This is a genomic window from Pseudomonas sp. PAMC25584 (assembly GCF_058135675.1).
Genome location: NZ_CM176870.1, coordinates 5,318,674 through 5,341,027, shown reverse-complemented (window position 1 = coordinate 5,341,027; position 22,354 = coordinate 5,318,674). Strand labels below are relative to the sequence as shown.

The 22,354-nt window shown below is 58.7% G+C and carries 17 protein-coding genes, 1 other RNA gene and 2 pseudogenes; 4 read left to right on the top strand and 16 right to left on the bottom strand.

Going from position 1 to position 22,354, the window contains the following annotated elements:
- Positions 1–132: 132 nt before the first annotated feature.
- The 4 genes and pseudogenes from ACS5Q8_RS24920 to ACS5Q8_RS24905 all read right to left on the bottom strand — a co-directional run.
- Positions 133–2,295 (bottom strand): methyl-accepting chemotaxis protein, encoded by a 2,163-nt coding sequence (locus ACS5Q8_RS24920; protein ID WP_276194949.1) that lies wholly within the window; start codon positions 2,293–2,295, stop codon positions 133–135.
- Positions 2,296–2,424: 129 nt separating this feature from the next.
- Entirely contained in the window at positions 2,425–3,564 is a 1,140-nt protein-coding gene (locus ACS5Q8_RS24915; protein ID WP_465159535.1) for an HD-GYP domain-containing protein, read from the bottom strand.
- A gap of 75 nt (positions 3,565–3,639) precedes the next feature.
- Positions 3,640–4,572, bottom strand: coding sequence for a chemotaxis protein CheV (locus tag ACS5Q8_RS24910; protein WP_276194947.1), 933 nt, complete (start codon positions 4,570–4,572; stop codon positions 3,640–3,642).
- Between the two features lie 407 nt (positions 4,573–4,979).
- Positions 4,980–5,579 (bottom strand): annotated as a pseudogene (locus ACS5Q8_RS24905) (NAD(P)-dependent oxidoreductase); the annotation flags it as partial.
- A 21-nt stretch (positions 5,580–5,600) separates the two neighbouring features.
- Here ACS5Q8_RS24905 and ACS5Q8_RS24900 point away from each other — a divergent pair.
- A complete protein-coding gene (locus ACS5Q8_RS24900; RefSeq protein ID WP_465159534.1) occupies positions 5,601–5,936 on the top strand; it encodes a restriction endonuclease in 336 nt (111 codons plus the stop codon).
- A 176-nt stretch (positions 5,937–6,112) separates the two neighbouring features.
- Here ACS5Q8_RS24900 and ACS5Q8_RS24895 read toward each other — a convergent pair whose 3' ends face one another.
- The 3 genes from ACS5Q8_RS24895 to ACS5Q8_RS24885 form a co-directional block, all read right to left on the bottom strand.
- The gene (locus ACS5Q8_RS24895) at positions 6,113–7,810 is read right to left on the bottom strand and encodes a B12-binding domain-containing radical SAM protein (RefSeq protein ID WP_465159533.1); all 1,698 of its coding nucleotides are present in this window, start codon (positions 7,808–7,810) and stop codon (positions 6,113–6,115) included.
- A gap of 130 nt (positions 7,811–7,940) precedes the next feature.
- Positions 7,941–8,846: an aromatic amino acid exporter YddG gene (gene yddG, locus ACS5Q8_RS24890; protein WP_276194944.1), complete on the bottom strand. Its 906-nt coding sequence runs from the start codon at positions 8,844–8,846 to the stop codon at positions 7,941–7,943.
- Between the two features lie 102 nt (positions 8,847–8,948).
- Positions 8,949–9,725, bottom strand: a complete 777-nt coding sequence (locus ACS5Q8_RS24885; protein ID WP_276194943.1) for an AraC family transcriptional regulator — start codon at positions 9,723–9,725, stop codon at positions 8,949–8,951.
- 210 nt (positions 9,726–9,935) lie between these two features.
- On the opposite strand from ACS5Q8_RS24885, the pseudogene ACS5Q8_RS24880 reads away from it, so the two are divergent.
- Positions 9,936–10,309, top strand: a pseudogene (locus ACS5Q8_RS24880) (transposase); the annotation flags it as partial.
- 17 nt (positions 10,310–10,326) lie between these two features.
- Positions 10,327–10,626 (top strand): MFS transporter, encoded by a 300-nt coding sequence (locus ACS5Q8_RS24875; protein ID WP_465159532.1) that lies wholly within the window; start codon positions 10,327–10,329, stop codon positions 10,624–10,626.
- Between the two features lie 122 nt (positions 10,627–10,748).
- Here ACS5Q8_RS24875 and ACS5Q8_RS24870 read toward each other — a convergent pair whose 3' ends face one another.
- The 8 genes from ACS5Q8_RS24870 to ACS5Q8_RS24835 form a co-directional block, all read right to left on the bottom strand.
- Positions 10,749–12,005, bottom strand: a complete 1,257-nt coding sequence (locus ACS5Q8_RS24870; RefSeq protein WP_426100626.1) for an integrase domain-containing protein — start codon at positions 12,003–12,005, stop codon at positions 10,749–10,751.
- A 173-nt stretch (positions 12,006–12,178) separates the two neighbouring features.
- Positions 12,179–12,572, bottom strand: a transfer-messenger RNA (tmRNA) gene (gene ssrA, locus ACS5Q8_RS24865).
- A 102-nt stretch (positions 12,573–12,674) separates the two neighbouring features.
- Positions 12,675–12,959 (bottom strand): PA2433 domain-containing protein, encoded by a 285-nt coding sequence (locus ACS5Q8_RS24860; RefSeq protein WP_247395660.1) that lies wholly within the window; start codon positions 12,957–12,959, stop codon positions 12,675–12,677.
- A 137-nt stretch (positions 12,960–13,096) separates the two neighbouring features.
- Positions 13,097–15,907: an FAD-binding and (Fe-S)-binding domain-containing protein gene (locus tag ACS5Q8_RS24855; protein ID WP_247395662.1), complete on the bottom strand. Its 2,811-nt coding sequence runs from the start codon at positions 15,905–15,907 to the stop codon at positions 13,097–13,099.
- On the bottom strand, positions 15,904–16,575 hold the full coding sequence (locus ACS5Q8_RS24850; RefSeq protein WP_276194940.1) for a LutC/YkgG family protein: 672 nt from the start codon (positions 16,573–16,575) through the stop codon (positions 15,904–15,906). The genes ACS5Q8_RS24855 and ACS5Q8_RS24850 overlap by 4 nt, the downstream gene beginning before the upstream one ends.
- Complete coding sequence (locus tag ACS5Q8_RS24845; protein ID WP_276194939.1) at positions 16,575–18,029, bottom strand: LutB/LldF family L-lactate oxidation iron-sulfur protein; 1,455 nt, start codon at positions 18,027–18,029, stop codon at positions 16,575–16,577. Before ACS5Q8_RS24845 ends, ACS5Q8_RS24850 begins: the two co-directional genes overlap by 1 nt.
- On the bottom strand, positions 18,026–18,850 hold the full coding sequence (locus tag ACS5Q8_RS24840) for a (Fe-S)-binding protein (RefSeq protein WP_426100630.1): 825 nt from the start codon (positions 18,848–18,850) through the stop codon (positions 18,026–18,028). Before ACS5Q8_RS24840 ends, ACS5Q8_RS24845 begins: the two co-directional genes overlap by 4 nt.
- 136 nt (positions 18,851–18,986) lie before the next feature.
- The gene (locus ACS5Q8_RS24835) at positions 18,987–20,681 is read right to left on the bottom strand and encodes a lactate permease LctP family transporter (protein WP_276194937.1); all 1,695 of its coding nucleotides are present in this window, start codon (positions 20,679–20,681) and stop codon (positions 18,987–18,989) included.
- 261 nt (positions 20,682–20,942) lie between these two features.
- On the opposite strand from ACS5Q8_RS24835, the gene ACS5Q8_RS24830 reads away from it, so the two are divergent.
- Entirely contained in the window at positions 20,943–21,710 is a 768-nt protein-coding gene (locus ACS5Q8_RS24830) for an FCD domain-containing protein (protein WP_276194936.1), read from the top strand.
- A gap of 38 nt (positions 21,711–21,748) precedes the next feature.
- On the opposite strand, the gene smpB is transcribed toward ACS5Q8_RS24830, so the two are convergent.
- Positions 21,749–22,231, bottom strand: coding sequence for an SsrA-binding protein SmpB (gene smpB, locus ACS5Q8_RS24825; RefSeq protein WP_048724498.1), 483 nt, complete (start codon positions 22,229–22,231; stop codon positions 21,749–21,751).
- Positions 22,232–22,354 lie beyond the last annotated feature (123 nt).

Here is a 22,354-nt window from a genome sequence, read left to right as displayed (position 1 = left end):
AACGGCTCGTAATCGGTGAGTATAGGGGGGCGCTTCTTAATATTTCGTGAATAGAGGCGGAATTTATGCGGCCGGGCCGGAGGTGGTGGTAAACCCACCCCCGGCTTCACTCTCGATGGCTGCAAATGGGCGTTATGTGGCTTTGACTTTAAAACGACTCAACCCTTGCTGCATGGAACTGGCCCGTTCCGACAGGTTGCGGGCGGCCACCGCGCATTGTTGGGAGTTGGCCTGATTCTGCTGGGTGACTTCGTCGATCTGCTCCAGACCGATACTGGCTTGCTGTAAGCCGGACGCCTGTTCACTCGAGGCTTGGTAGATCAACGACACCAGGCTGGAAACGGTGCTGGTGCCGGTGACGATGTTTCGCAACGAGTCGGCCGTGCGACCGGCGATGACCATGCCGCGCTGCGTCTTGGTCGACGAGTCGGCGATCAGCGCTGCGGTTTGCTGGGCTGCTTCGGCGCTGCGGGCGGCGAGGCTCCTGACTTCATCGGCGACGACGGCAAAGCCGCGGCCCAATTCCCCGGCGCGCGCGGCCTCGATCGCTGCGTTCAAGGCCAGCAGGTTGGTCTGCGCGGCAATATTGTCGATGGTGGTGATGATGGCGGTGATGTCTTTGCCCGAATTGTCGATTTCCGCCATGGCGGCGATCAATTCGCTCATCAGCTTGTCACTCTCCCCGGCGTCGGCGCGTGAGGCCTGGGATTGTTCGTCGGCCTTTTTCGCATTGGCGGCGTTGTCGGAGGTCTGCGCGGCCATTTGCGTCATGACGGCACTGATTTCAGTGATGGACGATGCCGAATTGGACGCGCCGTCGGACAACGACTGGCTCAACTCGGTGACCTGTGCGGAGCTGCCGGTGATTTGCGTGGCGCTGGCCTGCACCTGGGAAATCAAGGTGTTCAGGTTGCCGACCATTTTCTCCAGGGACTTGCCCAACGTGTCGTTGGGTGAGGACAAACGCACTTCGAGGTCCAGATCGCCTTCGGAGATACGTTCAGCCACGCGGACTTGACGCTGCAGGCTTTCAGACATCTCGTTCAAAGCCAAGGACAACTGGCCGACCTCATCTTCGGATTTTTGCACCAGGCGACGGGAGAAGTCTCCCAGGCTGATGTTGGCAGCCAAGGCGGCGGCTTCACGAATCGGCCCGACGATTTTTGCGGTAGCGAACCACAGCGCCAGCAATGCCAGCAATGAGATGCCCAGGCCGACCGAGACCTGCCAGATACTGCTGCTGACGCCACGCGATTGCAGTTCCTTCTCCAGGGTAATGGCCTGGCTCATGACCACCGCCTTGGGCAGGTGGATCAAGATGGCCCAGGGTTTTTCGGTGCGGCCCAGGGTGATCGGCATCTGCACTTCGATTTCCTGGGTGTCCTGGTTCAGGCGGCTGTCGCCCTGGCCTTTCTGCACATTGGCCAGCACCTTATCCCAGGTGTTGGGTAGCAACGCCTTCAGTGGCTGGCCGATCAATTCTGGCCGTTTACTGTCGGCCACCACCAGCCCCTGATTGCTCAGGATCGACACTGAGCCTTTGCCGCCGTAGAGGTCGGCGGACATTTGCTCGCTGAGTTTCTGGATAAACGAAATGTCGAAGTCCGCACCGACTACGCCGTAAAACTTGCCATTGGCGGTGATCGGCACCGAGAGCGTGGTCAGCCACACATTTTTGCCTTGCACCACGTAGGGAATGGGGTCGAGCACGCTTTCTTTCTGGGTATCCCGGGGGCCGCTGTACCAGCCGCCCTTGAGCACACCATTGGGGTGGCGGGCATCGGAGTCGTACTCGACCAGCGGTTGTACCGCGACATGACCGTCCGAGCTGCGCGTCCAATAGGGCGTGAAGCGGCCGGTCAACGGGTTGTTGCCGCCCTCGTTGTTACGAAACGCTTGGTCCTGGCCGTCCAGCGCATCTGGCTCCCAGCACGAATACGTGCCGTTGAACTCGGGGTTGTCCTTGAGCACGCTGAGCAGCATCGTATTGATTTGATCGCGGCCCAGCGCCAGCGGGCTTTGCGCACTTTTACTCGCGCCCAGCGTATTGGCCAGCGTGCGTGCCGAGTCCAAGGCATTTTGCAGCTTCGCCTTGATGGCGTTGGCACGGGACTCCGCCAGGTTTTGCACTTCGCGGATGGTGCCACTTTCAATCAATGCTGAAACTTCAGTACCCACGTAGGCTTGATTGGCGGTTGAGGAGTACAACCCATATGACACCAAACTCGCGCAAGAGATTAATAGGCAGAGTCCGGCGGTGAAGCAAATTCGAGTCTGTAATGAGTTGAATTTCATGATATTTCCTGCCCACGCTAGTAGTTGCCGAAATAATTGGATGTCGGCATTCCAGTTTTTTGTTTACAAGGCTTACTGCTTGATCATGGGCTGCTTAAGCATATAAATGCGGTACAGCTGGGTAGTCGCTTAGTTCTGTTCTGACGCCTCATCGTCGAGCCATAAACGTTCGGTATTTTTAAAGCCATAGCGCTGTGCCGGCACGCGCGCAATGATGCGATCGGTTTGTTCGGGATCACTCAGGTCGACTATTCTTGGGGTGATATAGATATTTAACACCGGCAAGAAGAATAACTTTATTTTTGGCGTCAATAATGAGTCGGGATGTTGTTCGATCACTACGCCGATACTGCCACTTTTCAATTGAACGATAGACCCGACTGGATAAATGCCCACGGACTTCAAAAACGCACGGAACACCTCATCATCGAAATGCCCGTCCCATGTCGACATTTGCTGAATCGCGACGGCGGGGTCCCAGCCTCGGTTGTAGGATCGGTCCGAGGTGATTGCGTCATAGACATCGCAAACGGCGGCCATTCGCGCAAAAAGACTGATCTGGTCGCCCACCAACTGATGGGGGTAGCCGCTGCCGTCGACCCGTTCATGGTGGTGCAGGCAGACATCCACGACCATGTCGCACAGCGGCGAGGTCGCCTGCAGGATTTTCTCGCCTTCCAGCGGGTGGGTGCGGACCAGCTCAAATTCGTCACTGCTCAAGCGTCCAGGCTTGTTGAGGATGGCGCTCGGTATGGCCATTTTACCGACGTCATGCAGCAGGCCGGCCATTCCCACCCGGCGAATCAACGCAGCAGGCAGGTCCAGCTGGTTGCCCAGGGCAATCATCAGTGCGCACACGGCGACCGAATGCATATAGGTGTAATCGTCCAAGCTTTTCAGGCGTGCCAGGCTGATAAAAGCGTTGGGATGACGTGCGATCGAAGAGGAAATGTCGTCTATCAGCGCGCCGATATGTTCCAGCTCCAGGGCGCGGCCCATGCGGGCATGGCTGAACATCTCGACCACGGCGGTCTTGGCGCGGGCGCAGATTTCCTGGGCGGCGACCAACTCGTCGTTCATTCCGGTGGGGGCGATCGCAGCCGCTGCGGGCGCGGGGGCCGGGTCTGATAATTGGGGCGTCTCGGCCAGCTGCGCGCCACAGCCCATGGCGCACCGGATGTCCGCTTGCGCGTCACGCGCGCAGTCCTTCCAGAATGGCCTGGCTTCGTTGTCTGACACCAGATGATAGAGCTCACTACATTTCGACATGATCTGCCCTCTGTTGATTTTTTCTTATTCGCTTCCTTACAGCCTCCTTGGCTTGAGTCTTGTAGTAATAGAACTTCAGTTCGGATTGACGGCTTTGATACGTGAGATGACACGGCCGGCCAGGTCATCGGGGCGGAACTTGGCCAGGAAATCATCGGCGCCGACTTTCTTGACCATGGCCTGGTTGAAGCCCCCCGAGAGCGAGGTGTGCAGCACAATGTGCAGGTTGGCCATGCGCGGGTCGTTACGGATCTCGGCGGTCAAGGTGTAACCGTCCATCTCTGGCATCTCGATGTCGGAGATCATCATCAGAAACTCCTCATCGGGCTTGCGCCCTTCGTCGAGCATGGCGTGCAGGTAGTCAAGTGCTTGCCGGCCATCGTTCAAGGCCACCACCTCGACGCCCACGGTTTCCAGGCAGCGGGTCACCTGTTTGCGCGCGACCATCGAGTCGTCCACGGTCAATACACGCAGGTGTCGGGCTTGTTGGGTGACGTCGTGATCGATCACGCCGCTGGATATTTCCTCGGACGATGGCGATATTTCTGTCAGGACCTTTTCAACATCGATGATCTCGACCAGGCGATCGTCCGTGCGGGTCACTGCGGTCAGGTAATTGTTTTCACCACTGCCCTTGGGCGGCGGATGAATGTCTTCCCAGTTCAAGTTGACGATGTGCTCGACTGCGTAGACGAGGAAGCCCTGAACGCGATTGTTGTACTCCGTAAGTATGATAAAAGCGCTTTCCTGATCTTCGACGCCGGGCAGTCCCGTTGCCATGGCAAGGTCAAGAATAGGGATGCAGACACCTCGGATATTGGCCACGCCACAAATATTGCTATTAGACTTTGGTATCGAAGATAGCTTCGGGCAGCGAATAACTTCCCGAACTTTAAATACGTTGATCCCGTACAGTTGGTGGTTATTGAAACGGAATAGCAACAGTTCGAGCCTATTCTGCCCAACCAGTTGTGTGCGGCTGTTAACAGATGCCAATACACCGGTCATACACACTCCCTGAGCCTGGTTAAACAGCGTTAGTGTCGTAATGACATTAGCATATGCAACGGAATGTAAAATATATGTGAAAAAATATACTGGGCGGATTTATGGTTAAAACGATATGAGAGCAGATGAGTGTCTATCCGCGCGGATACTTTAAATAGTTAGTTGGCTAACTTGCTATTTCTTATTGTTGAGAATTATTTAGATCGATGTCTTTTAGACTGCCTGCGAAGTCCGGCAATTCATGTCGTTCGAGGAGCCGGGGAGGCTAAACAGTCTAATCTCCGGCCGAGCCTCCCTCCACGCCGATAGGGCTGTCGCGCAATGTCCAGGCTTTGCCCGTCAAGTTGAACGAGCGCTCCAGTGCCTCATGTCGGCGCACTGACACACAATGTTCGGGCGGCCCATGGCATCGCTGAGGTCTTCCTTGTGTCCTCTGGGATTAGCGCGATGTCGCCAGTGCCCACCAGCCCCAGCGTCAACTCGGAGAACTCCTGGACGGGAGGCAGGCTGCCCTTGGACCAATGACCTTTGTGGGTTTCGGCGTTGTAGTGGCCGAGGTCCCTGGATAAAAACAACGCTTGGGCCACCACGTATTCCGCGACGGCTGGGGCGTTGGCGCCTGGTGTGTTCAGTATCGTCACGCCAGCGTGCCCGGCTGCTTGCCGGTCGATGTGGTTAAGCCCTACGCCTGCCTGGGCGATGGCGCGCAGCGGTGTTGCCAGGCAGGCGGCGGCGTTGATCAGTTCGCCATCGAGGGGGATGTTCAAGCGCGTCTTGAACACGCCGTAGCCTCCGGCCTGGGTCAGCGCAGCGATGAAGGCGGGCTTGTCGTGGCAATTGATCTGGGCATATTGAATGCGCTCGCCGTAGTGGTTCCTGATGCTGTCCTTATCGGTGAAGTAGTGAAGGTTCAGGGTGACGGCCAGCCCGAGTTCAAGGAATCGGTCGACTTCCTCACATAGCAGCGGCGGGCCAGGGGCGTCCAGTATCAGGGTGGTGAATGCCATGCGCGTGGTCCTTTTGGAAGAGTGCCTGAGCCCCTCGACGGCATCATCAAAGAGGACAGGCTTGGCCTGGACGTGATCTATCTCCAGGCCAAGCGCTGGACCAACACGGTGCATCGTCCGGAGATCGACAAATTCATCGGTGCTTTGACTCGCCAGCGTGCGCGCAAGGGCGTGTTTATCACCACCTCGGAGTTCTCCGATGATGCCCTTACCGCAGCGCTGGGGCTGGATATCAAAGTGGTGCTGATCGACGGTGTTGAGCTGGCGCGACTGATGGTGGAGAACAACCTGGGCGTGAGCGTTAAGCAGGTGTACGAGGTTAAACAGCTAGACAGTGATTACTTCGCGGAGGAGTGACTCACAACGTCCAAAACTTTCCTTCGTTTCAAATCTGGAGGTCACTACGAGGACCGCTCGGTCCTCGACCTTGGTATAGCGTTGTTCTAGATCGGGATGCTGCACGCAGATCTTAGCTTTAGTGAAAATATGAATACTTGAGGGCAATCGGGTAAATACCGCTTCATAGGGTGCAATCAAGCGTCCACGGGCCAAGTGCCGCGACGCACCATCTCCCTGACACGATCAGCCCCGTTGGCCCGAACCAGCAACTCCATGCGTGCTTTTTCGATGTCCTCGGCACTCCACTGGTCGGTCGCCATGGTGGCTTTCTCATGGGACCAACCATTGTCGTAGTGACGCACCACATACTGCTGCTGGTATTCCCACATCGAAGTTCCGGGAATCGGCGTGACGATAAACGGGTTGGCATACGCCATGCCGGCGCCCATGAGGTTGACCGCGTAATCGATGGTGCGGTCGATCAGTTCCAGGCTCTCTACAAACGGCTTTTGCCCAGGCCCCCCCGGGGGATTGACGAACCCCAGCATGAACCCGCCGGTGACCTGAATGCCGTGCTCGGTAAAAATTTCTATGAGCTCAAACGTCGAGTGCTGGATCGCGTTAAGTCTGGATTTGTTGGAATTGACCAGGCTGTCTTCGTTCGCGCTCTCCACCGCGAGGTAGATGTTGTAGCAGCCATTTTCGGCAATCGACCGAATGAACTCCCTTGCCGTAAGTCCGCCTTTCACCGCCTCGATCACATTGCGATATTGCGGGTTCTTGCGCTCCTTCTCATCCATCTGGTCTATGAAGCCTTCGCCCAAATGCAGCAGGATTAGGTTGAAAAGGCTCAACCCGCCTTCTTCGACCCAGGGCAAGTCATGTTTTTTCAGGAGCTTGCCAACCTCCATCGCATACAACGGGTCGTGCATCAGGTGATCGTCCTCGATCAGGACTTCGGTGACCCCCTGTTTCACCAGATCGGCCAGGTGCAGGTCAAACCAGTCCAGGCCAAGTGCGCGCCAGGGGCCGTTGATTTTCGGGATGTAGCAGAAGTTACAGTTCACGTTGCAGCCAATCGTGGAGAATATCTGCGCCCACGCGCCATGCTTGCGTACTCGCGCACCTGAGGAGTGATAAGGCTGCAGGTAATGGTTCATGTTCAGAAAGCTGAAGTCCGGCAAGGGCATCACTCCGAGCCTCTCCTCGAGGTCCTGCCGCTTGGGGATGATGCTCAGGTAGCTGGATTTCTGGGTGGGCCGGATCAGTTGCGCTCGGCTGTCGCGGTACGCCACCCCGGGTACGGCATTGATGTCTGTCCCTTCGTGAATCAAGGCATCGAGCAGCAGTGTAAAGGCCCGGTCAGCTTCGTTGATCAGCGCGAAGTCGAAGGCCGAATCCAGCAGTGCATTCTTCCAGTCACCACTGGAGTGAGCGCCGCCAGTGACCAGCACCAGATTGGGGTCGAGGGTTTTTACCAGCTCGGCCAACGCCCGTGCATTGCCCCATTGCACGGTGTAGTTGCACTGGATCCCGACAATATCGGGCTGCGCGGTTTCGATGATCTCGCGTATCTGCGTATCGGTCAGGCCGTAGCGGATCAGATGCCCTTGGTCGACCTTGACCAGGCTGTGCTCCTGGGACCAACCGGCAAAGGGCGAATCGACAATCTGCACGTCATAACCGGCACGCCGGGCTACCGTGGCGATGCGCAACAGGCCGATAGGCGTACCGGCACGCTTCATCACTTCGAACGTATCAATGCCGATGCGGGCGAATGCGCTGTCGTATGACGTGGGCTCGATCAGGCGTGTGTAAGGCGGCACAAACAGCAGCACACGAGGCGCCTCACCATTGGCGCGACGGCGGATGCCGGTTCGGCTGTTCAGCAACGATGGCTTTCCCAGATGACTGAGTAAGGGCCGCGTAGGTGCGACCGAAAAACTCGGCCCGTCGCTCTCGATCCTCATGGTTCCCTGCGAAGCTATCAAGTTCATTTCCCTGTCTCCTTACCCGTCGAAATCACCGTGAGGTCGTGCGTGAGCGTGAAGTGGCGATGACCGCCCCCGCAATGATCAACACGGCGGGAATCATCAGGATCGGCTTGGCATCGCTTTGCCCCACGGCAATCAGCAGCAGCGTGGAGAACAGCGGCGCCAGGTAAGACAAGGCGCCCAGCATCGATAGATTTCCGTGCTTGGTCGCGTGGTCCCAGGCGAAAAAAGCCAGGCCTACCGGGCCCAGCCCCAGGGCAATGATTGCCGCCCACTGGCCCGGTTCAGGCTGCACCGTGGTTTCGAACGCCAGGTGGCAGAGCCCTCCGGCCACTGCCACCAGCCCGCAAATACCCCCGACGATGCTGCTCGGAACATGGCTGAAACGCCGGTTGAACACCGAATAAATCGCCCAGACCCAGGCACACGCAAAGGCTGCGGCGTAACCGATAACCGGCATCGCCACACTGTCACTCTGGGCCCGCAGTTGCATGATGAAGGCCGTCCCCGCAAGGCCGAGCAACGCGCCCAGCAACTGGCGCTTGCGCAGCGACTCGCCGGTGGCAAAGCTCGACAGCAGAACGATCAGCAGTGGCCACAGGTAGGCAATCAGGCTGGCTTCAGCCGCAGGCGCGGCCTTCAGGGCGAAGAAATACAACGCGTGATAGACGAAGATGCCGGCAAACCCCGTTGCCCATACAGGCCAGGGCTGGCGCCAGCTGCTGAACCCGGCAGCGCCACGCATCCCCAGCATGCACAGGCTGGCCACGAACGCGACCGCGAAGCTCGAAGCCAGCAACTGAAAGGCCGGGATCCCGGCGGTCAAGGTGGTCAGAAGCGCCAGGCACGCCCACAAAAACACGGCAATCACCCCGATCAGCGTCGCACTGGCGGCGCCCTTGGCAAGGGTGATGGATGGGTTGGAAGTGCTCATGCAAGCCCCGTCTGCGGATTATCCTCAAGCGGGAACAATAGAAAGGTCGAGAGAGCGAGTATTGATCAGTCCCGCCAAAGAATTGTTCGGGACTGCTATTTTTCAGTGGTCTGGCACTTGTTTACGCACAACGGCCGGTGTCAGGTGGCGGGCTTTCTTCAGGGCATGGGTTAACGCACTCTGGTCGGCGTAACCGGTGCGATGCGCAATATCAATGATCGACAAGGACGTTTGGCGCAGCAGATCAATGGCCAGATTCAGGCGCAAGTTCGCGATATGCGAGAACGGGGTTGTGTTCAGGTGCTGCCCGAATAGGGCATACAAGCGCCGCTCGCTGGTGCCCGCATAACGCGCAATATCATGCACCGTCAGGGCGGTGGCCAGGTGCTGCTCGATGTAGGCCAGCGCGCGAGCGAGAATGAACTGGCCAGGGTCGCTGCGCGCAACCTCGGGCTGCAATAAAGAACACAACAGCAACCGACTCCAGGACTCGGCCATCGCGAGCGAGCCGACCAACTGTGGCCCGTTGCTGCTGGCGTAATCGAGCAAATGCCGTATATCGGGCCTGACCGCAAAAAAGCGTTTGTCGTTGAGGGGGTCAAGTGACGCAGAAGTGCTTTTATGCGCTTCGCCACGGTCGGTCGATACATCCAACACCAGAAAATTGTTATGGGTGTTGGCCAGAAACGTATGCCGGGAACCCGCGCAAATCACGACGCCTTGGCTCGCGTCGACTTTGCCACCTCGTCCGTCGACCTCAATTTCCATTGAGCCGGACTGAGAAAGGACTATTTGATGAAAGTCATGTTCGTGCAGCTCAACCTCACCTGAATAAGAGCGCAACGCCAGGGAAAACGATTGGGGGTCGGTAGCGCTCATCCGTGACTCTCCTTGTGTCGAGGCATTTATCCTACGTCACCGATACGCACGAGGACCAGTCCGTTGCCTGCGGTGATTGCCGCCGGTTACTTATCATTGAATTCAAATTCGCGATTGGCGATCAACATCGCTGAAGAACCTAAGGAAACTCTGAAAAAGACTTCTTGATTTGGCGAAGTCACTGAACACTAATCGCCGAGTCTTTCGGTGATGACGCAGATGACTTTCGTCGACATCGAGTACGTCGGCAAGCGCAAGCAGACCCGCAAAGAATTGTTCCTGACCGAGATGATCAAGTGCTGCCCTGGAAGAGCTTGATCGTGCTGATCGAACCGCACTATCCAAAAGGCAAAGGTGGTCGTCCGGCCTTAGCGTTTATGGCGGTGCTGCACGTACACATGATGCAAAATTGGTCCGGTTACAGCGATCCGGCGATGGAAGAGGCACTGTAAGAAACGACCGTCCTGCGCCAGATCGCGGGGGTGAGTCTGGAGCGTATCCCGGACGAAACCGCCACCCTTAACTACCGTCTTTTGCTGGTGAAGCACGAACTAACTGCCGGAATCCTTGCTGTGATCAATGGCTAGCTGGGCGACCCTTGATGGCATTGGCATTGGCCTTGGTGACCTTGGGCATTTACGGTCCTCTTCTGGGTATCGCGCCGTTGGGTACCTTGCTGGTGATCTGGGGTGTCGCCATTTTCGCTTTGTTTACTGGCCTGCAGACCTGGCTCTTGAGGATTGCCGGTGATCACACGATACCGGCCACGGCATTCCATACAGCTGTACTGAATAGCGCGATCGGGTTGTGTGTGATTATCGGCGGAGGAGCACTGAATGTGGCCGGGTTTGAGGGGCGATGCTATCGGCCCGCGTGGTTATTGCCCCTGCCATCGTCCTGATGATTGCCGCAGGAGTTCGCGCTCGGATGGAACCAGCCCCTGTGCAGAGGCTTGGCATGAGTAGCGCAGGCAAGCAGATGACTTGGCGACAGTCGCCAAGTCTATCGACATCCAGTAATCCCTTAGCATATCGGGACGACATTGCGGTCCCTAGTTTGATTGATGGCAGATGCCGACAGGCTTCCAGTAGCTGCTCGCTGGATATGCTCACTCCACCAGGCCATCATCGGGCGCCGGCGTTCGATGTAATACGCCCTGTTGTAGGCGCTACGAACTTCGTCCTTGTCGACATGCGTCAGCGCGACCTCGATCAGTTCCGGATCCCAGCCATGCTCATTCAGGATGGTGCTCGCCATCGAGCGCAAGCCGTGGCTGACTAAACGGTCCTGAAAGCCCATGCGCTTCAACGCCATGTTGGCGCTCTGGCTATTGGCATGGGTGCGGGGATTTCTATCTGAAGGGAACACGTACTCTCTGTTACCACTGAGTTGCTTGAGCGTCTCCAGTAACGAAAGTGCCTGATCGGTCAGGGGGATTGTGTGCGGTCGACGCTTTTTCATGCGCTCTGGCGGAATGGTCCAAATGCGCTTGTCGAAGTCGATATCTGCCCATCGTGTGGTGGCTGCTTCGGCAGGGCGGGTCATCGTATGCAACTGCCATTCGATCAGGCAGCGGGTCGTGCGTTTGATGCTGGCATTCGCGATTTCCATCATGAGCTCGGGAAGCTCCTCAGGTGGTAGCGCAGCCATGTTTTCTTTCTTGGGTTTCTTGAATACCGCCCGAATTCCATTGCGGGGGTTCGCAAATATCAGCCCGGAGTTGACCCCATAGGTCATGATCTCGTTGAGTCGTTGACTCAATCGTTTCACGGTTTCGACGCTCCCTTTGGCCTCGATTGGGCGAAGGATCTTGATAACCATCAGAGCAGTGATTTGAGAGAGCGGCGTTGTTTTCATGCTTGGGAACACATGGAGCGTCAGCGATCTCCAAATGTCTTCGGCGTAGGCTTTGGTTACGGAGTCTTTCTTCAGCTCGAACCAGGCGGTGGCCACCTTCTCGAAAGTGTGTTCAGTCTCAGCAAGTTTGGCTTGCCTTACCTCATCACGCTGGGTTTTAGGATCAATGCCCATAGCGAGCAGCGCACGCGCCTCTGCGGCTTTCTTTCGGGCGTTGGCTAGCGAGAGGTCGGGGTATGGACCAAGCGCCATATTGATACGGCTTCTGGTCAGGGGCTCGCGGTAATTGAAATTCCCCATCATTGAGCCGCTCGCGCGGACTCGAAGCTGTACGCCATCGCCGTCGCTGAGGACGAAATCTTTGCCAGTTGCCTTCACTGCTTTCAGTTGGCGATCGGAGAGGCGGGGTGCGTTAGTAGGCATGGGGCTACCTCCAGCACCGTTTTGGTATCCTGAAAATAGTATTTGATAGTCCGGGATACCAAAGCGGCTGGAACTCAGAAACTCTCCAAAGCTCCCATAAGCGCTGAAACCCCTGTATTTACTGGATTTCAGGCACAAAAAAAGACGTCCGTGGACGTCTTTAGATGATGAAGTGGTGGAGCCGGGGGGATTTGAACCCCCGTCCGCCAGTACTCCGCTGTCGGTACTACATGCGTAGCCGTGTCTATTAAGTTAACCCTCAGCGACCCGACGGGCAGGGTGCTTTGGGCGAGTTGTGTAAGTTTTAGCCGCTTCGTCCACAACGTACTGCACGGCGATTCTGTTCTATATGACAATCATTTTGGGTTTACAGACATCCCCTGATGATTGCTGGACCCGAAGGTACCAGGAGGGAAGGGCTAAGGCTGCTTACGCAGCGAGAGCGTATTCCCCGTAGGTTTCGTCATTGGCAACTATAGAAAGTTGCAACAGTGGATTTACGAGTTCTGTTACCAACTCGGCATGCACCTAAAGTTTCGCGACCGGCGTCGAATCCTAAACGGCCCCGTGCTTGTAACTCGTTGTTTCTTAGTGAGTGACAAGCCTATGCAGTGTACGTCAAACGGTCACAGAAGGCCAACCCGAAGGTTGGCCTTGAACGTCGGGACGTTACTGATTGCCGCCTTTGTCACCGTTCTGTAGGTCTTGCAGGGCTTTGGACGTGATCTCTATGCACTTCTTGTCATCGCCTGCCGCGTGGGCGGCCTGCGCTTGAGACACGGCGGTATCGATTTCGCCGCGTTTGCCACTGGTGTCGGTGGCGAGCAGCGCTTTGCCGTTGTTGATTTTGTCGAGATTAATCTGACACAGCTGGTCGGTTTTTCCGGCTGCAAACACCGGTGACGCCAGCATCGCGGCGGTAACGAACAAGCCAGCAAGAGCGGAATGCTTCATAGGGGTATCTCCTTGCGAAAAAGGGCTCGACGCTGCTGGCGTTCACGTGCTGCCAGCGACATCACTGATGAGCCTCGATCGCCGAGGCCTATGCAGATGACTGCGCCGGTGCGCAGGGGTTCTGTTTTTTGCGGGTTTTAATGTGCCCTCGGCTGGGTCACGCGGTCCACGAGGTACACCAACCCGTGGTAATCGATGCCGCCATGCTGGCTCAGGCCGATCTCGCAGGTGCGGCTGGTGGAGATGCCTTCGCTGCAATATTGCACGGCGTCCTTGAGCGAGCGCAGGGAGTGGGCGTTGAGCTCCGGTGTGGTAAAGCCTTTGTCGCCGGCAAAGCCGCAGCAATGAATGCCTTCCGGAATCACCACGTTTTTGGAGCAGCGGCGGGCCAGGTCGATCAATGCCTGGCTTTCCCCAAGGTGCTGGGTGCTGCAGGTGACGTGTACGGCGATCGGTGCCTCCTGCGGCGTGAAGTCGAGGCGGTCCATCAGGTGCGTGCGGATAAACCGAACCGGGTCGTAGAGGTCCAGGCGTGTTTCGCCCAGGTCTTGCACCAGGCGCAGGGTGCAGGGGCTGGTGTCGCAGTAGATCGGGTCGAGGCCGCCACGGCTGGCGTGGAGCAAGGCGCCGATCAGTTCCTGGCGCTTGTGTTCGGCCTGTTCGGCGTAGCCCTTGGAGGCAAAGGGCTGGCCGCAGCACAGGTTGTCCTGGTTGTCGGGGAAGACGACTTGGTAGCCGGCTTTTTCCAGCAGGCCACGGGTTTTGTCGTACAGCGACATCTGCTCTTTATCGCCAGCCGCCGGCCCCATGGCGCGTGAGACGCACGCCGCGAGGTAGACCACGCGTGGTCGCTCATCGGTCACCGCCGGGCTGAAGCGAATGGCTTTTTCCGGCTGCGGCATAGCGTTGGTCCATTGTGGGATTTGTCCCTTGGACAGCTTGGTCACTGTGGCCGACAACTTAGCCAGGCGCGGCGCGCCCAACAGCATGCGTGCACCGTTGGCGACGTGCAGGGTAAAGCGTGCGCCTTGCAGCGCAGTGGCGAAGTGGGTGGCAAGCCATTCGGCGGTTTTCGTATGGTCGGCGTCGCGGGCCCGGAGTTTTTTCACCAGGTCGCCGGTGTTAATTCCCACAGGGCAGCGCTGGGCACATAGCCCGGTGGCGGCGCAGGTGTCGATGCCCTGGTAGCGGTAGGCCGTTTCCAGTTCAGTCGTGTCGATGCCGGCGCGTTTTTTCGCCTGGATATCGCGCCAGATCACGATGCGCTGGCGCGGGCTCAAGGTCAGGCCTTTCGACGGGCACACCGGCTCGCAGAACCCGCACTCGATGCACTTATCCACAAGCTCGTCGGCGGCGGGCAGCGGCTTGAGGTGTTTAAGGTGGATCTGCGGGTCTTCGCTGAGCACCACGTCCGGGTTGAGAATACCGTTGGGGTCGAGCAGGCGTTTGAGTTGCCACATCAGTTGGTAGGCGTCGCTGCCCCATTCCAGCTCGACGAACGGCGCCATGTTGCGGCCGGTGCCATGTTCGGCTTTCAGCGAGCCGCCAAACTCCACCGCCACCAGTTGCGCGACGTCGTCCATGAACGCTTGGTAGCGTGCGACTTCTTCGCTGCTGTTGAAGCCTTGGGTGAACACAAAGTGCAGATTGCCTTCCAGGGCGTGTCCGAAAAGGATGGCTTCGTCGTAGTGATGTTTGTCGAACAGCTCGATCAAGCGGTTAACGCCGATGGCCAGTTGTTCGACCGGGAAGGTTACGTCTTCGATGATCACCGTGGTGCCGGTTTTGCGCACGGCGCCGACGGCGGGGAAGGTATCTTTGCGGATCGCCCACAGGCGGGCGTTTTCCACGGGGTCTTCGGTGAAGTCGACCTGTTTTTCCACCGGAAACGCCGCCAGGGACGCCATGATCAGCGCCAGTTGCTCGTGGAGCAAAGAGGGCGATGCGGCGCGGGATTCGATCAGCAGCGCGCAGGCATTTTCCGATAGATGTTGTACGAAGGCCGGCATGCCGGGCTTGTCCTGCACCGAACGCATGCTGCGTCGGTCGAGCAGCTCAACGGCTGAGACCGGTTGGGTTTTCAGGACGGTTACCGCATTGCAGCAGGTCTCGACATCGGGGAATACGATCAGCGCCGAGGCTTTGTTCGGGTGGTCGATGACGGTGTCGTAGGTCACGGCACTGATAAAACCCAGGGTGCCTTCGGAGCCCACCAGCAGGTGGCTGAGAATATCCAGCGGCTCATCGAAATCCACCAGGGCGTTGAGTGACAGGCCGGTGGTATTTTTCAGGCGGTATTTGTGGCGGATTTTGGCGGCCAGTTCAGCGTTTGCCCGCGTCTCTTGGCCGAGTGTGGCCAAGCGCTCAAGCAGCGTGCTGTGCTGCTGACGAAATGCCGCGACGCTGGCGGCATCTTCGGTGTCCAGGCGGCTGCCGTCGGCCAGTACCAGGCGAATCCCAGCGAGGGTGTGGTAGGTGTTTTGCGCCGTACCGCAGCACATTCCGCTGGCATTGTTGGCGACGATGCCGCCGATTTTGCAGGCGTTGATCGACGCCGGATCCGGCCCGATCTTGCGCCCGAAGGGGGCCAGCCAGGCGTTGGCCTGGGCGCCGATCACGCCGGGTTGCAGGCGGATCTGCGTGCCTTGCCCGCGAATTTCGCGGCCGTTCCAGTTGTCCCCCAGTACGATCAGCACTGAATCGCTGATGGCCTGCCCGGACAAGCTGGTGCCCGCTGCGCGGAAGGTCACCGGAACATGATCGCGCTGGGCCAGTTGCAGCAGCGCCACGACTTCGTCTTCCGACTCGACGCGGATCACCAACTGTGGGATCAGTCGGTAAAAACTGGCGTCTGTGCCAAATGCCAAGGTGGAAAGTGGGTCGTCGAAGCGACGACTTTTCGGGATCAGCAATGTGACGTCAGCAAGGAAAGCGGCAGGCAGACTCATTGGTCCTCCAGGATCAGCACCACCAGGTCCTTCGGACCGTGGGCGCCATAAGCCAGAACTTGTTCGATGTCAGCCGTCTTCGACGGGCCGGACACCAGCAGGGCATTGGTGGGCATGCCTTGGGCCCAGGCGAATTGCTGCTGGACCTGATAAAAGTTGTCGTAAATCTCACTGGCCTTGAGCAGTGCAAAATGTACCGGTGGCACCAGGCTCATCAGGCGCGGTTCTTCCCGCGAGGGCCACAGAATCAGGCTACCGGTGGCGGCGATGGCGCCGAGGGTGGTGGTCAGGCTGGCCGGTGTGTCATTAAACAGCTCGGCTTTCCATTCTTCCACTGGGCGGTCATAGGCTTTGAGCCGTGGCAATTGCGGGTTGTTCGACCAGTGTTCGGTGATGCGCCGACCGTGCTCGGTTGTCGGCGCGATGAGCAGGCTGGGCAGTTCGCGCTTTTGCAGCAGTTGCGCGAGCAAGGCCGGCCATTCGGCGCTGCGGGTCAGGTGGATCTCGGTATGCACCGCTTCCATCAGCTTGCGCAATTGTGCGATGCGCTGCTCTGGCGGATAGGTGTAGATCTGTGTGACCAGAGTCTCATCGAAGTTGTCGGGCACCGGTGTTGTGCCCGTCAGGCTGTGGCGCAATTTGCCGAGGATATTTTGCTTGGCGCTCATCAACGCGCTCCCTGTTTGGCCAAATGCTCGCGTGCCAGGTCATGCAGCGAACGGGCGGCGGGTTTAGGCGCGCTATGGTTTTGCGTCCATGGCCCGACATTGCTCGGTACGAGGGCGCGCAGGCGCGTGGCGGCGAATGTGAACACGCGGTATAGCGTCGGTGAGCTGTGGAGCTTGGCCCAGGCGTTCCAGACAAACCGCTCCTGGCGCGAATACTTGCTGCCTTGACCGCGCATCACGGGGTGTGGGCTATCCGGCGCTTTTACGTTCTCTTCCCGCAGACGGCGCAGCAAGGCCGGGATCGGGATTTTTACCGGGCACACTTCTCCACAGGCACCGCACAACGAAGACGCACTGGGGTGGTCCGGCACTTTCGCCAGGCCGACCATATGCGGCGTGATGATTTTTCCGATCGGGCCGGGGTACACCTCTCCGTAGGCATGGCCGCCGATTCGGGTATACACCGGGCAATGATTCATGCAGGCGCCACAGCGAATGCAGTTGAGCGTCTGGCGCAGTTCACTGTCGGCAAACGCCTGGCTGCGCCCATTGTCCAGCAACACCAGGTGGACTTCTTCTGGGCCGTCGAGCTCATCGGGCTTGCGCGGGCCGGAGATCATATTGACGTAGGTGGTGATCGGCTGACCGAGCGCGGAGCGGGTCAGCAGCGACAGCAACGGCACTACGTCACGCAGGTTTTCCACGACCTTCTCGATGCCGGTCACGGCGATATGCACCGGTGGCACCGTGGTCGACATACGCCCGTTACCTTCGTTTTCCACCAGCAGCAGCGTGCCGGTTTCGGCCACGGCGAAGTTGACGCCGGAGACGCCGATATCTGCTTCGAAGAACTTTTCCCGCAGCACACGGCGACCAATCTGAATCAACTGGTCGACATCCTTGGTGTACTCCACGCCGAGTTTTTCGTGGAACAGCGACGCGACCTGGCTGGCGTTCTTGTGGATCGCCGGCATGATGATGTGGGATGGCTTCTCGTGGTCGAGTTGAACAATAAACTCTCCCATGTCCGACTCAAGGCATTCGATGCCTTGGGTGGCAAGTACGTGGTTCATCTCCATCTCTTCGCTGACCATGGATTTGCCTTTGATCACCTGCGTGGCTGCACGCCGGCGGATGATCGACAAGACGATCGCATTGGCCTCTTCAACCGTTTCGGCCCAATGCACGGTCACGCCGTTACGGGTCAGGTTGGCTTCCAGTTGTTCGAGCAGGTCGGGCAGCTTCGACAGGGCTCGGGCGCGCACCGCGTTACCGAGGGCGCGCAGGTGTTCGCGTTCGTGGGCGTCGCTGAAAGACGCCGCCCGTTTGCTCATCAGGGAATCCATCGCGTTGCGAAAGTTGTTTCGCAGTTGCGTGTCGCCCAGCGCCTGGTGGGCGCGGGTGCGGAAGTCTTCCGACACATCGACGGTCGGAATCAGCGCAGCGGCGTTCATCGCTCACCCCCGGTGCGTTGCCAGAGAAAGCTGGCCAGGTGTTGGCCGCGTAAGGCGGCTTGCTGTTTCTCCAGGGCGCCATTGATGTTCATCAAGCAGCCGCAATCAGCGCTCAGCACTTGATGGGCGCCGGATTCCTGCAAGGCTCGGGTCTTGTCGGCCACCATTGCGCCGGAAATGTCCGGCATGCGCACGCTGAACGTTCCACCAAAGCCACAGCATTCGCTTTCGTGGCTGTGGTCGACGCGTTCGACATTGCGCAGTTGGGCCAGCAATTCGCGGCCGTGGAGGTGGGTATTCATTTCCCTGCGCGCGGAGCATGAAGTGTGCAGGGCGACTTTGACCGGCGCCCCGCTGTCGTTGAGTTGCACCTTGCACACGAACAACAGGAACTCCGCCAACTCATAAGTACGGGCCGCGAGGGCCTGCACTTGTTTGAGGGTGTCGGGTTCGTCCTTGAAAAGGTCGGCGTAGTGCTCGCGTAACATGCCGGCACAGGAACCGGACGGCACCACCACTGGGTAGTCGCCGGCGAACAACGCCAGTTGCGCGCGCGCCACTTGTCGGGCCTGGTCGGTATAACCCGAGGTGTAGGCCGGTTGCCCGCAGCAGCTTTGCCCTTGGGGATAGTCCACGCAGATCCCTTCGCGCTCCAGCAGGTGGATCGCGTCCATGCCGGCTTCGGGATAGAACAGGTCCACCACGCAGGTGCCGAACAGGTAGACCTTCTGCGGTTTTTCGTGGGGGTATTCACGTGGCTGGGCCAGGGGCGGCGCGACACGGGTGGCATTCGGCACGGCGTTGTAAAAAAGCTCGCTCATCAGGCGCGTTCTCCGGGTAGTCCCGGTTGTCCGTCCGTCAGGGCAGCAGCGTGTTCAGCGGCCCGGCAGATGGGTTGTGGAAAGCTGACGCCGAAATCGCTGTTCGGCGTCGGTTATTGCTTGATTGCCTGTGGTTTCAATGCACGAGCATGCCGGTGAACCAGTAGGCCTGGGCCAGCGTGATCAGCCCGACGATGGTGGCGAAAAACAGGCTGTGCTTGAGGGTGAAGCGGAACAGGTCGGATTCCTTGCCGACCAGACCGGTAGCGGCGCAGGCCACGGCGATCGATTGCGGCGAAATCATCTTGCCGGTCACGCCGCCGCTGGTGTTCGCCGCTACCAGCAAGACGTCGTTGACACCGATCTGGTGGGCGGTGGTGGCTTGCAGCGAGCTGAACAGGGCGTTGGACGAGGTGTCGGAGCCTGTCAGGAAAACCCCCAGCCAGCCGAGGAACGGCGAGAAGAACGGGAAGGCTGCACCGGTGCCGGCCAGGACCAACGCCATGGTCGAGGACATGCCCGAGTAGTTGGTGACGAAGGCGAAGGCCAGCACCATGCCGATGGACAGGATCGGCCAGCGCAGTTCGTAGAAGGTCTCTTTCAAAGTGGTAAGACCAGTTTTGATGTCGATCTTCAATATCAGCATCGAGATCAGCGCGGAAAAGAAGATCGCGGTGCCGGTCGCTGAAATCGGGTCCAGTTTGAATATGGCGGGGATGGCCGTCGGATTGGTCACGATAGGCGCAACCTTGACCACCATTTGGTCCAGGTGCGGGATCGCGAAGTTGAACACCCAGCTGTACATCGAGCCGCCCGCAGCGAACATCGCCTTGAATGGCTTGAGGGTCCAGATGGTCACCAGCACGGTCAGGATCAGGAACGGCGACCAGGCCTTGAAGATTCGCCCCAGGCTGTAGGGCGAAGCGACAGTGCTGCGTGGCAGGCCGAAGCCGCCGACGCTGGCGGTGACCGTTGCGTTGGAGGTTGCACCGGCAATCTGTGCGCCGGCGGTGCGCTTGGGTTGCCAGACTTTCAGGAACAGGGTCAAGGAAACCAGGCTGGCCAGGGCCGAGGTGATGTCCGGCAGTTCCGGGCCGATGAAGTTGGACGTGAAGTATTGGGTGACGGCAAAGCTCAGGCCTGCCACCAAGGCGGCCGGCCAGGTTTCGCGCACGCCGCGCAGGCCGTCCATCATGAACACCAGCCAGAACGGTACGAACAGCGACAGCAGTGGCAATTGGCGACCGGTCATGGCGCCGATCTTGAACGCGTCAATGCCGGTCACTTGTCCGGCGACGATGATCGGAATCCCCAGGGCGCCGAAGGCGACAGGTGCGGTGTTGGCAATCAGGCACAGGCCGGCGGCGTACAGCGGGTTGAAACCCAGGCCGACCAGCAGCGCGGCGGTAATCGCCACGGGAGCACCGAAGCCGGCGGCACCTTCCAGGAATGCGCCGAAGCAGAAACCGATCAGCAAGACCTGTAGGCGTTGGTCGTCGGTAATCGACAGCACCGAGCTGCGGATGATCTCGAACTGGCCGCTTTTGACCGTCAGTTTGTAGAGGAATACCGCTGCGACGATGATCCAGGCGATTGGCCACAGGCCGTAGGCAAAGCCGTAGCCGGCAGCGGCCAGTGCCATGTCCACCGGCATCTGGAAGGCAAAGATTGCCACCAGGATCGACAGCGCAAGCGTGATGCTGCCAGCGACGTGGCCTTTAAGGCGAAACACGGCCAGAGCCAAGAAGAAAAATACGATTGGAATAACGGCGGCCAGTGCGGACAGGCCGAGGCTGCCGAGCGGGCTGTAGAGCTGTTGCCAAGTTTGCATATGGGGTGGCCCCTAATTGTTGTTGGTTAGGCACGTTTTAGTCGGCTTGGGTAATTGGTAATACCAATTTACAGCCGCTGTTGGCTAGAGTAAAAGCCTTGGCGGTGGTGTGTCAATTTGCCGCCTGCGAAACTTTGGTCTTAAAGTTATGGGCGGCTGCTCTGATCGGATAAATCGAAGGTGTTCTGATGGGTGCTGCAAGCGTTGCGATAGGCCAGAATAGAGGCCCCGGCGAGTGGTCGGGATCGTGGAGAGAGTGTTATGGGGTTTGATCAGGTGCGTCAGCGCCGTTTGTCTGACGATATTGTCGAGCAGCTTGAGGGCATGATCCTTGAGGGCACGCTGAAATCGGGCGAGCGCTTGCCGGCCGAGCGCGCGTTGGCTGAAAAGTTCGGCGTGTCGCGCCCCTCGCTGCGTGAGGCGATTCAGAAGCTGGCGGCCAAGGGTTTGCTGGTCAGTCGCCAGGGCGGTGGCAATTATGTGGCTGAGTCGTTGGGCTCGACGTTCAGCGATCCGTTGTTGCGCCTGCTGGAAAACAATCCCGAGGCTCAGCGTGATTTGCTGGAGTTTCGCCAAACCCTCGAAGCGTCCTGTGCTTATTACGCAGCGTTGCGCGCTACCGAAGTCGACCGTGAGCGGCTGACGGCGGCCTTTGAAGCGCTACAGGATTGTTACGCGCGCGACGATAAAGTCAGTCGGGCGGAGGAGGGGGCTGCGGATGCGCGGTTTCACCTGGCCATTGCCGAGGCCAGCCACAACGCCGTGCTGTTGCACACCATTCGTGGGTTGTTCGACCTGCTCAAGCGGAACGTGGTGACCAATATTGGCGGCATGTATCAGCAGCGCACGGAAACCCGCGACATGCTGATCAGTCAGCATCGGGATTTGTACCTGGCGATTATCGAGGGGCGGGCCGAGCAGGCGCGGGAAGTCTCAACGCGTCATCTGTTGTATGTGCAGGAGGTGTTGGAGGAGGTGCGTCAGGAAGTTCAGCGCGTGGCCCGGGCGGAGCGGCGCAAGAGCATGTAGCCGAGGGTGAGGCACCCAAGGCTACAGCGTCACCAGGATTATTCTTCCTTGCCCTTGTTGCGCACGGCGCGATGCAGCTCACGATCGGAATCGCGCTCGCGCTCGGTATCGCGCTTGTCGTATTCCTTCTTGCCCTTGCCCAGTGCGATCTCGCACTTGACCAGATGCTTGCTCCAGTACCAGGACAGGCAGATGCAGGCATAGCCTTTCTGCTGTACGGCGGCGGCGAGCTTGTCCAGTTCGCGGGCGTTGAGCAGCAGCTTGCGTGTGCGCACCGGGTCGGCAATCACGTGCGTGCTCGCGGTGGTCAGCGGGGTGATATGACTGCCAAGCAGCCACGCCTCGCCATCCTTGAGCAGCACATAGCTGTCGACTAGCTGCAGCTTGCTGGCTCGCAGACTTTTTACTTCCCAGCCGGCCAGGACCAGACCAGCCTCGAACCGATGTTCGATGAAGTAATCGTGTCGCGCCTTTTTATTTTGCGCGATGGTCCCTGTGGGGTGTTTCTTTTGTTTAGCCATAGGGGCGGCATTATAGGGAGTTGCGAGCGTGTCGGCTACGGTCAACCTGTGTGCTTGAGCGTGTTGGACGAATCCCGGACAATACCGGCAGTTCTTTGGTTTTTTTCTCTCGCGGATCGGGTT

Coding starts and splice junctions, on each gene's coding strand:
- ACS5Q8_RS24870 (WP_426100626.1), bottom strand. CDS start 12,005: ATGCCTACTAACGCACCCCGCCTCTCCGATCGCCAACTGAAAGCAGTG.
- ACS5Q8_RS24840 (WP_426100630.1), bottom strand. CDS start 18,850: ATGAGCGAGCTTTTTTACAACGCCGTGCCGAATGCCACCCGTGTCGCG.
- ACS5Q8_RS24850 (WP_276194940.1), bottom strand. CDS start 16,575: ATGAGCGCCAAGCAAAATATCCTCGGCAAATTGCGCCACAGCCTGACG.
- ACS5Q8_RS24875 (WP_465159532.1), top strand. CDS start 10,327: ATGGCATTGGCATTGGCCTTGGTGACCTTGGGCATTTACGGTCCTCTT.
- smpB (WP_048724498.1), bottom strand. CDS start 22,231: ATGGCTAAACAAAAGAAACACCCCACAGGGACCATCGCGCAAAATAAA.
- ACS5Q8_RS24910 (WP_276194947.1), bottom strand. CDS start 4,572: ATGACCGGTGTATTGGCATCTGTTAACAGCCGCACACAACTGGTTGGG.
- yddG (WP_276194944.1), bottom strand. CDS start 8,846: ATGAGCACTTCCAACCCATCCATCACCCTTGCCAAGGGCGCCGCCAGT.
- ACS5Q8_RS24885 (WP_276194943.1), bottom strand. CDS start 9,725: ATGAGCGCTACCGACCCCCAATCGTTTTCCCTGGCGTTGCGCTCTTAT.
- ACS5Q8_RS24920 (WP_276194949.1), bottom strand. CDS start 2,295: ATGAAATTCAACTCATTACAGACTCGAATTTGCTTCACCGCCGGACTC.
- ACS5Q8_RS24860 (WP_247395660.1), bottom strand. CDS start 12,959: ATGAAGCATTCCGCTCTTGCTGGCTTGTTCGTTACCGCCGCGATGCTG.
- ACS5Q8_RS24830 (WP_276194936.1), top strand. CDS start 20,943: ATGGGGTTTGATCAGGTGCGTCAGCGCCGTTTGTCTGACGATATTGTC.
- ACS5Q8_RS24845 (WP_276194939.1), bottom strand. CDS start 18,029: ATGAACGCCGCTGCGCTGATTCCGACCGTCGATGTGTCGGAAGACTTC.
- ACS5Q8_RS24835 (WP_276194937.1), bottom strand. CDS start 20,681: ATGCAAACTTGGCAACAGCTCTACAGCCCGCTCGGCAGCCTCGGCCTG.
- ACS5Q8_RS24915 (WP_465159535.1), bottom strand. CDS start 3,564: ATGTCGAAATGTAGTGAGCTCTATCATCTGGTGTCAGACAACGAAGCC.
- ACS5Q8_RS24855 (WP_247395662.1), bottom strand. CDS start 15,907: ATGAGTCTGCCTGCCGCTTTCCTTGCTGACGTCACATTGCTGATCCCG.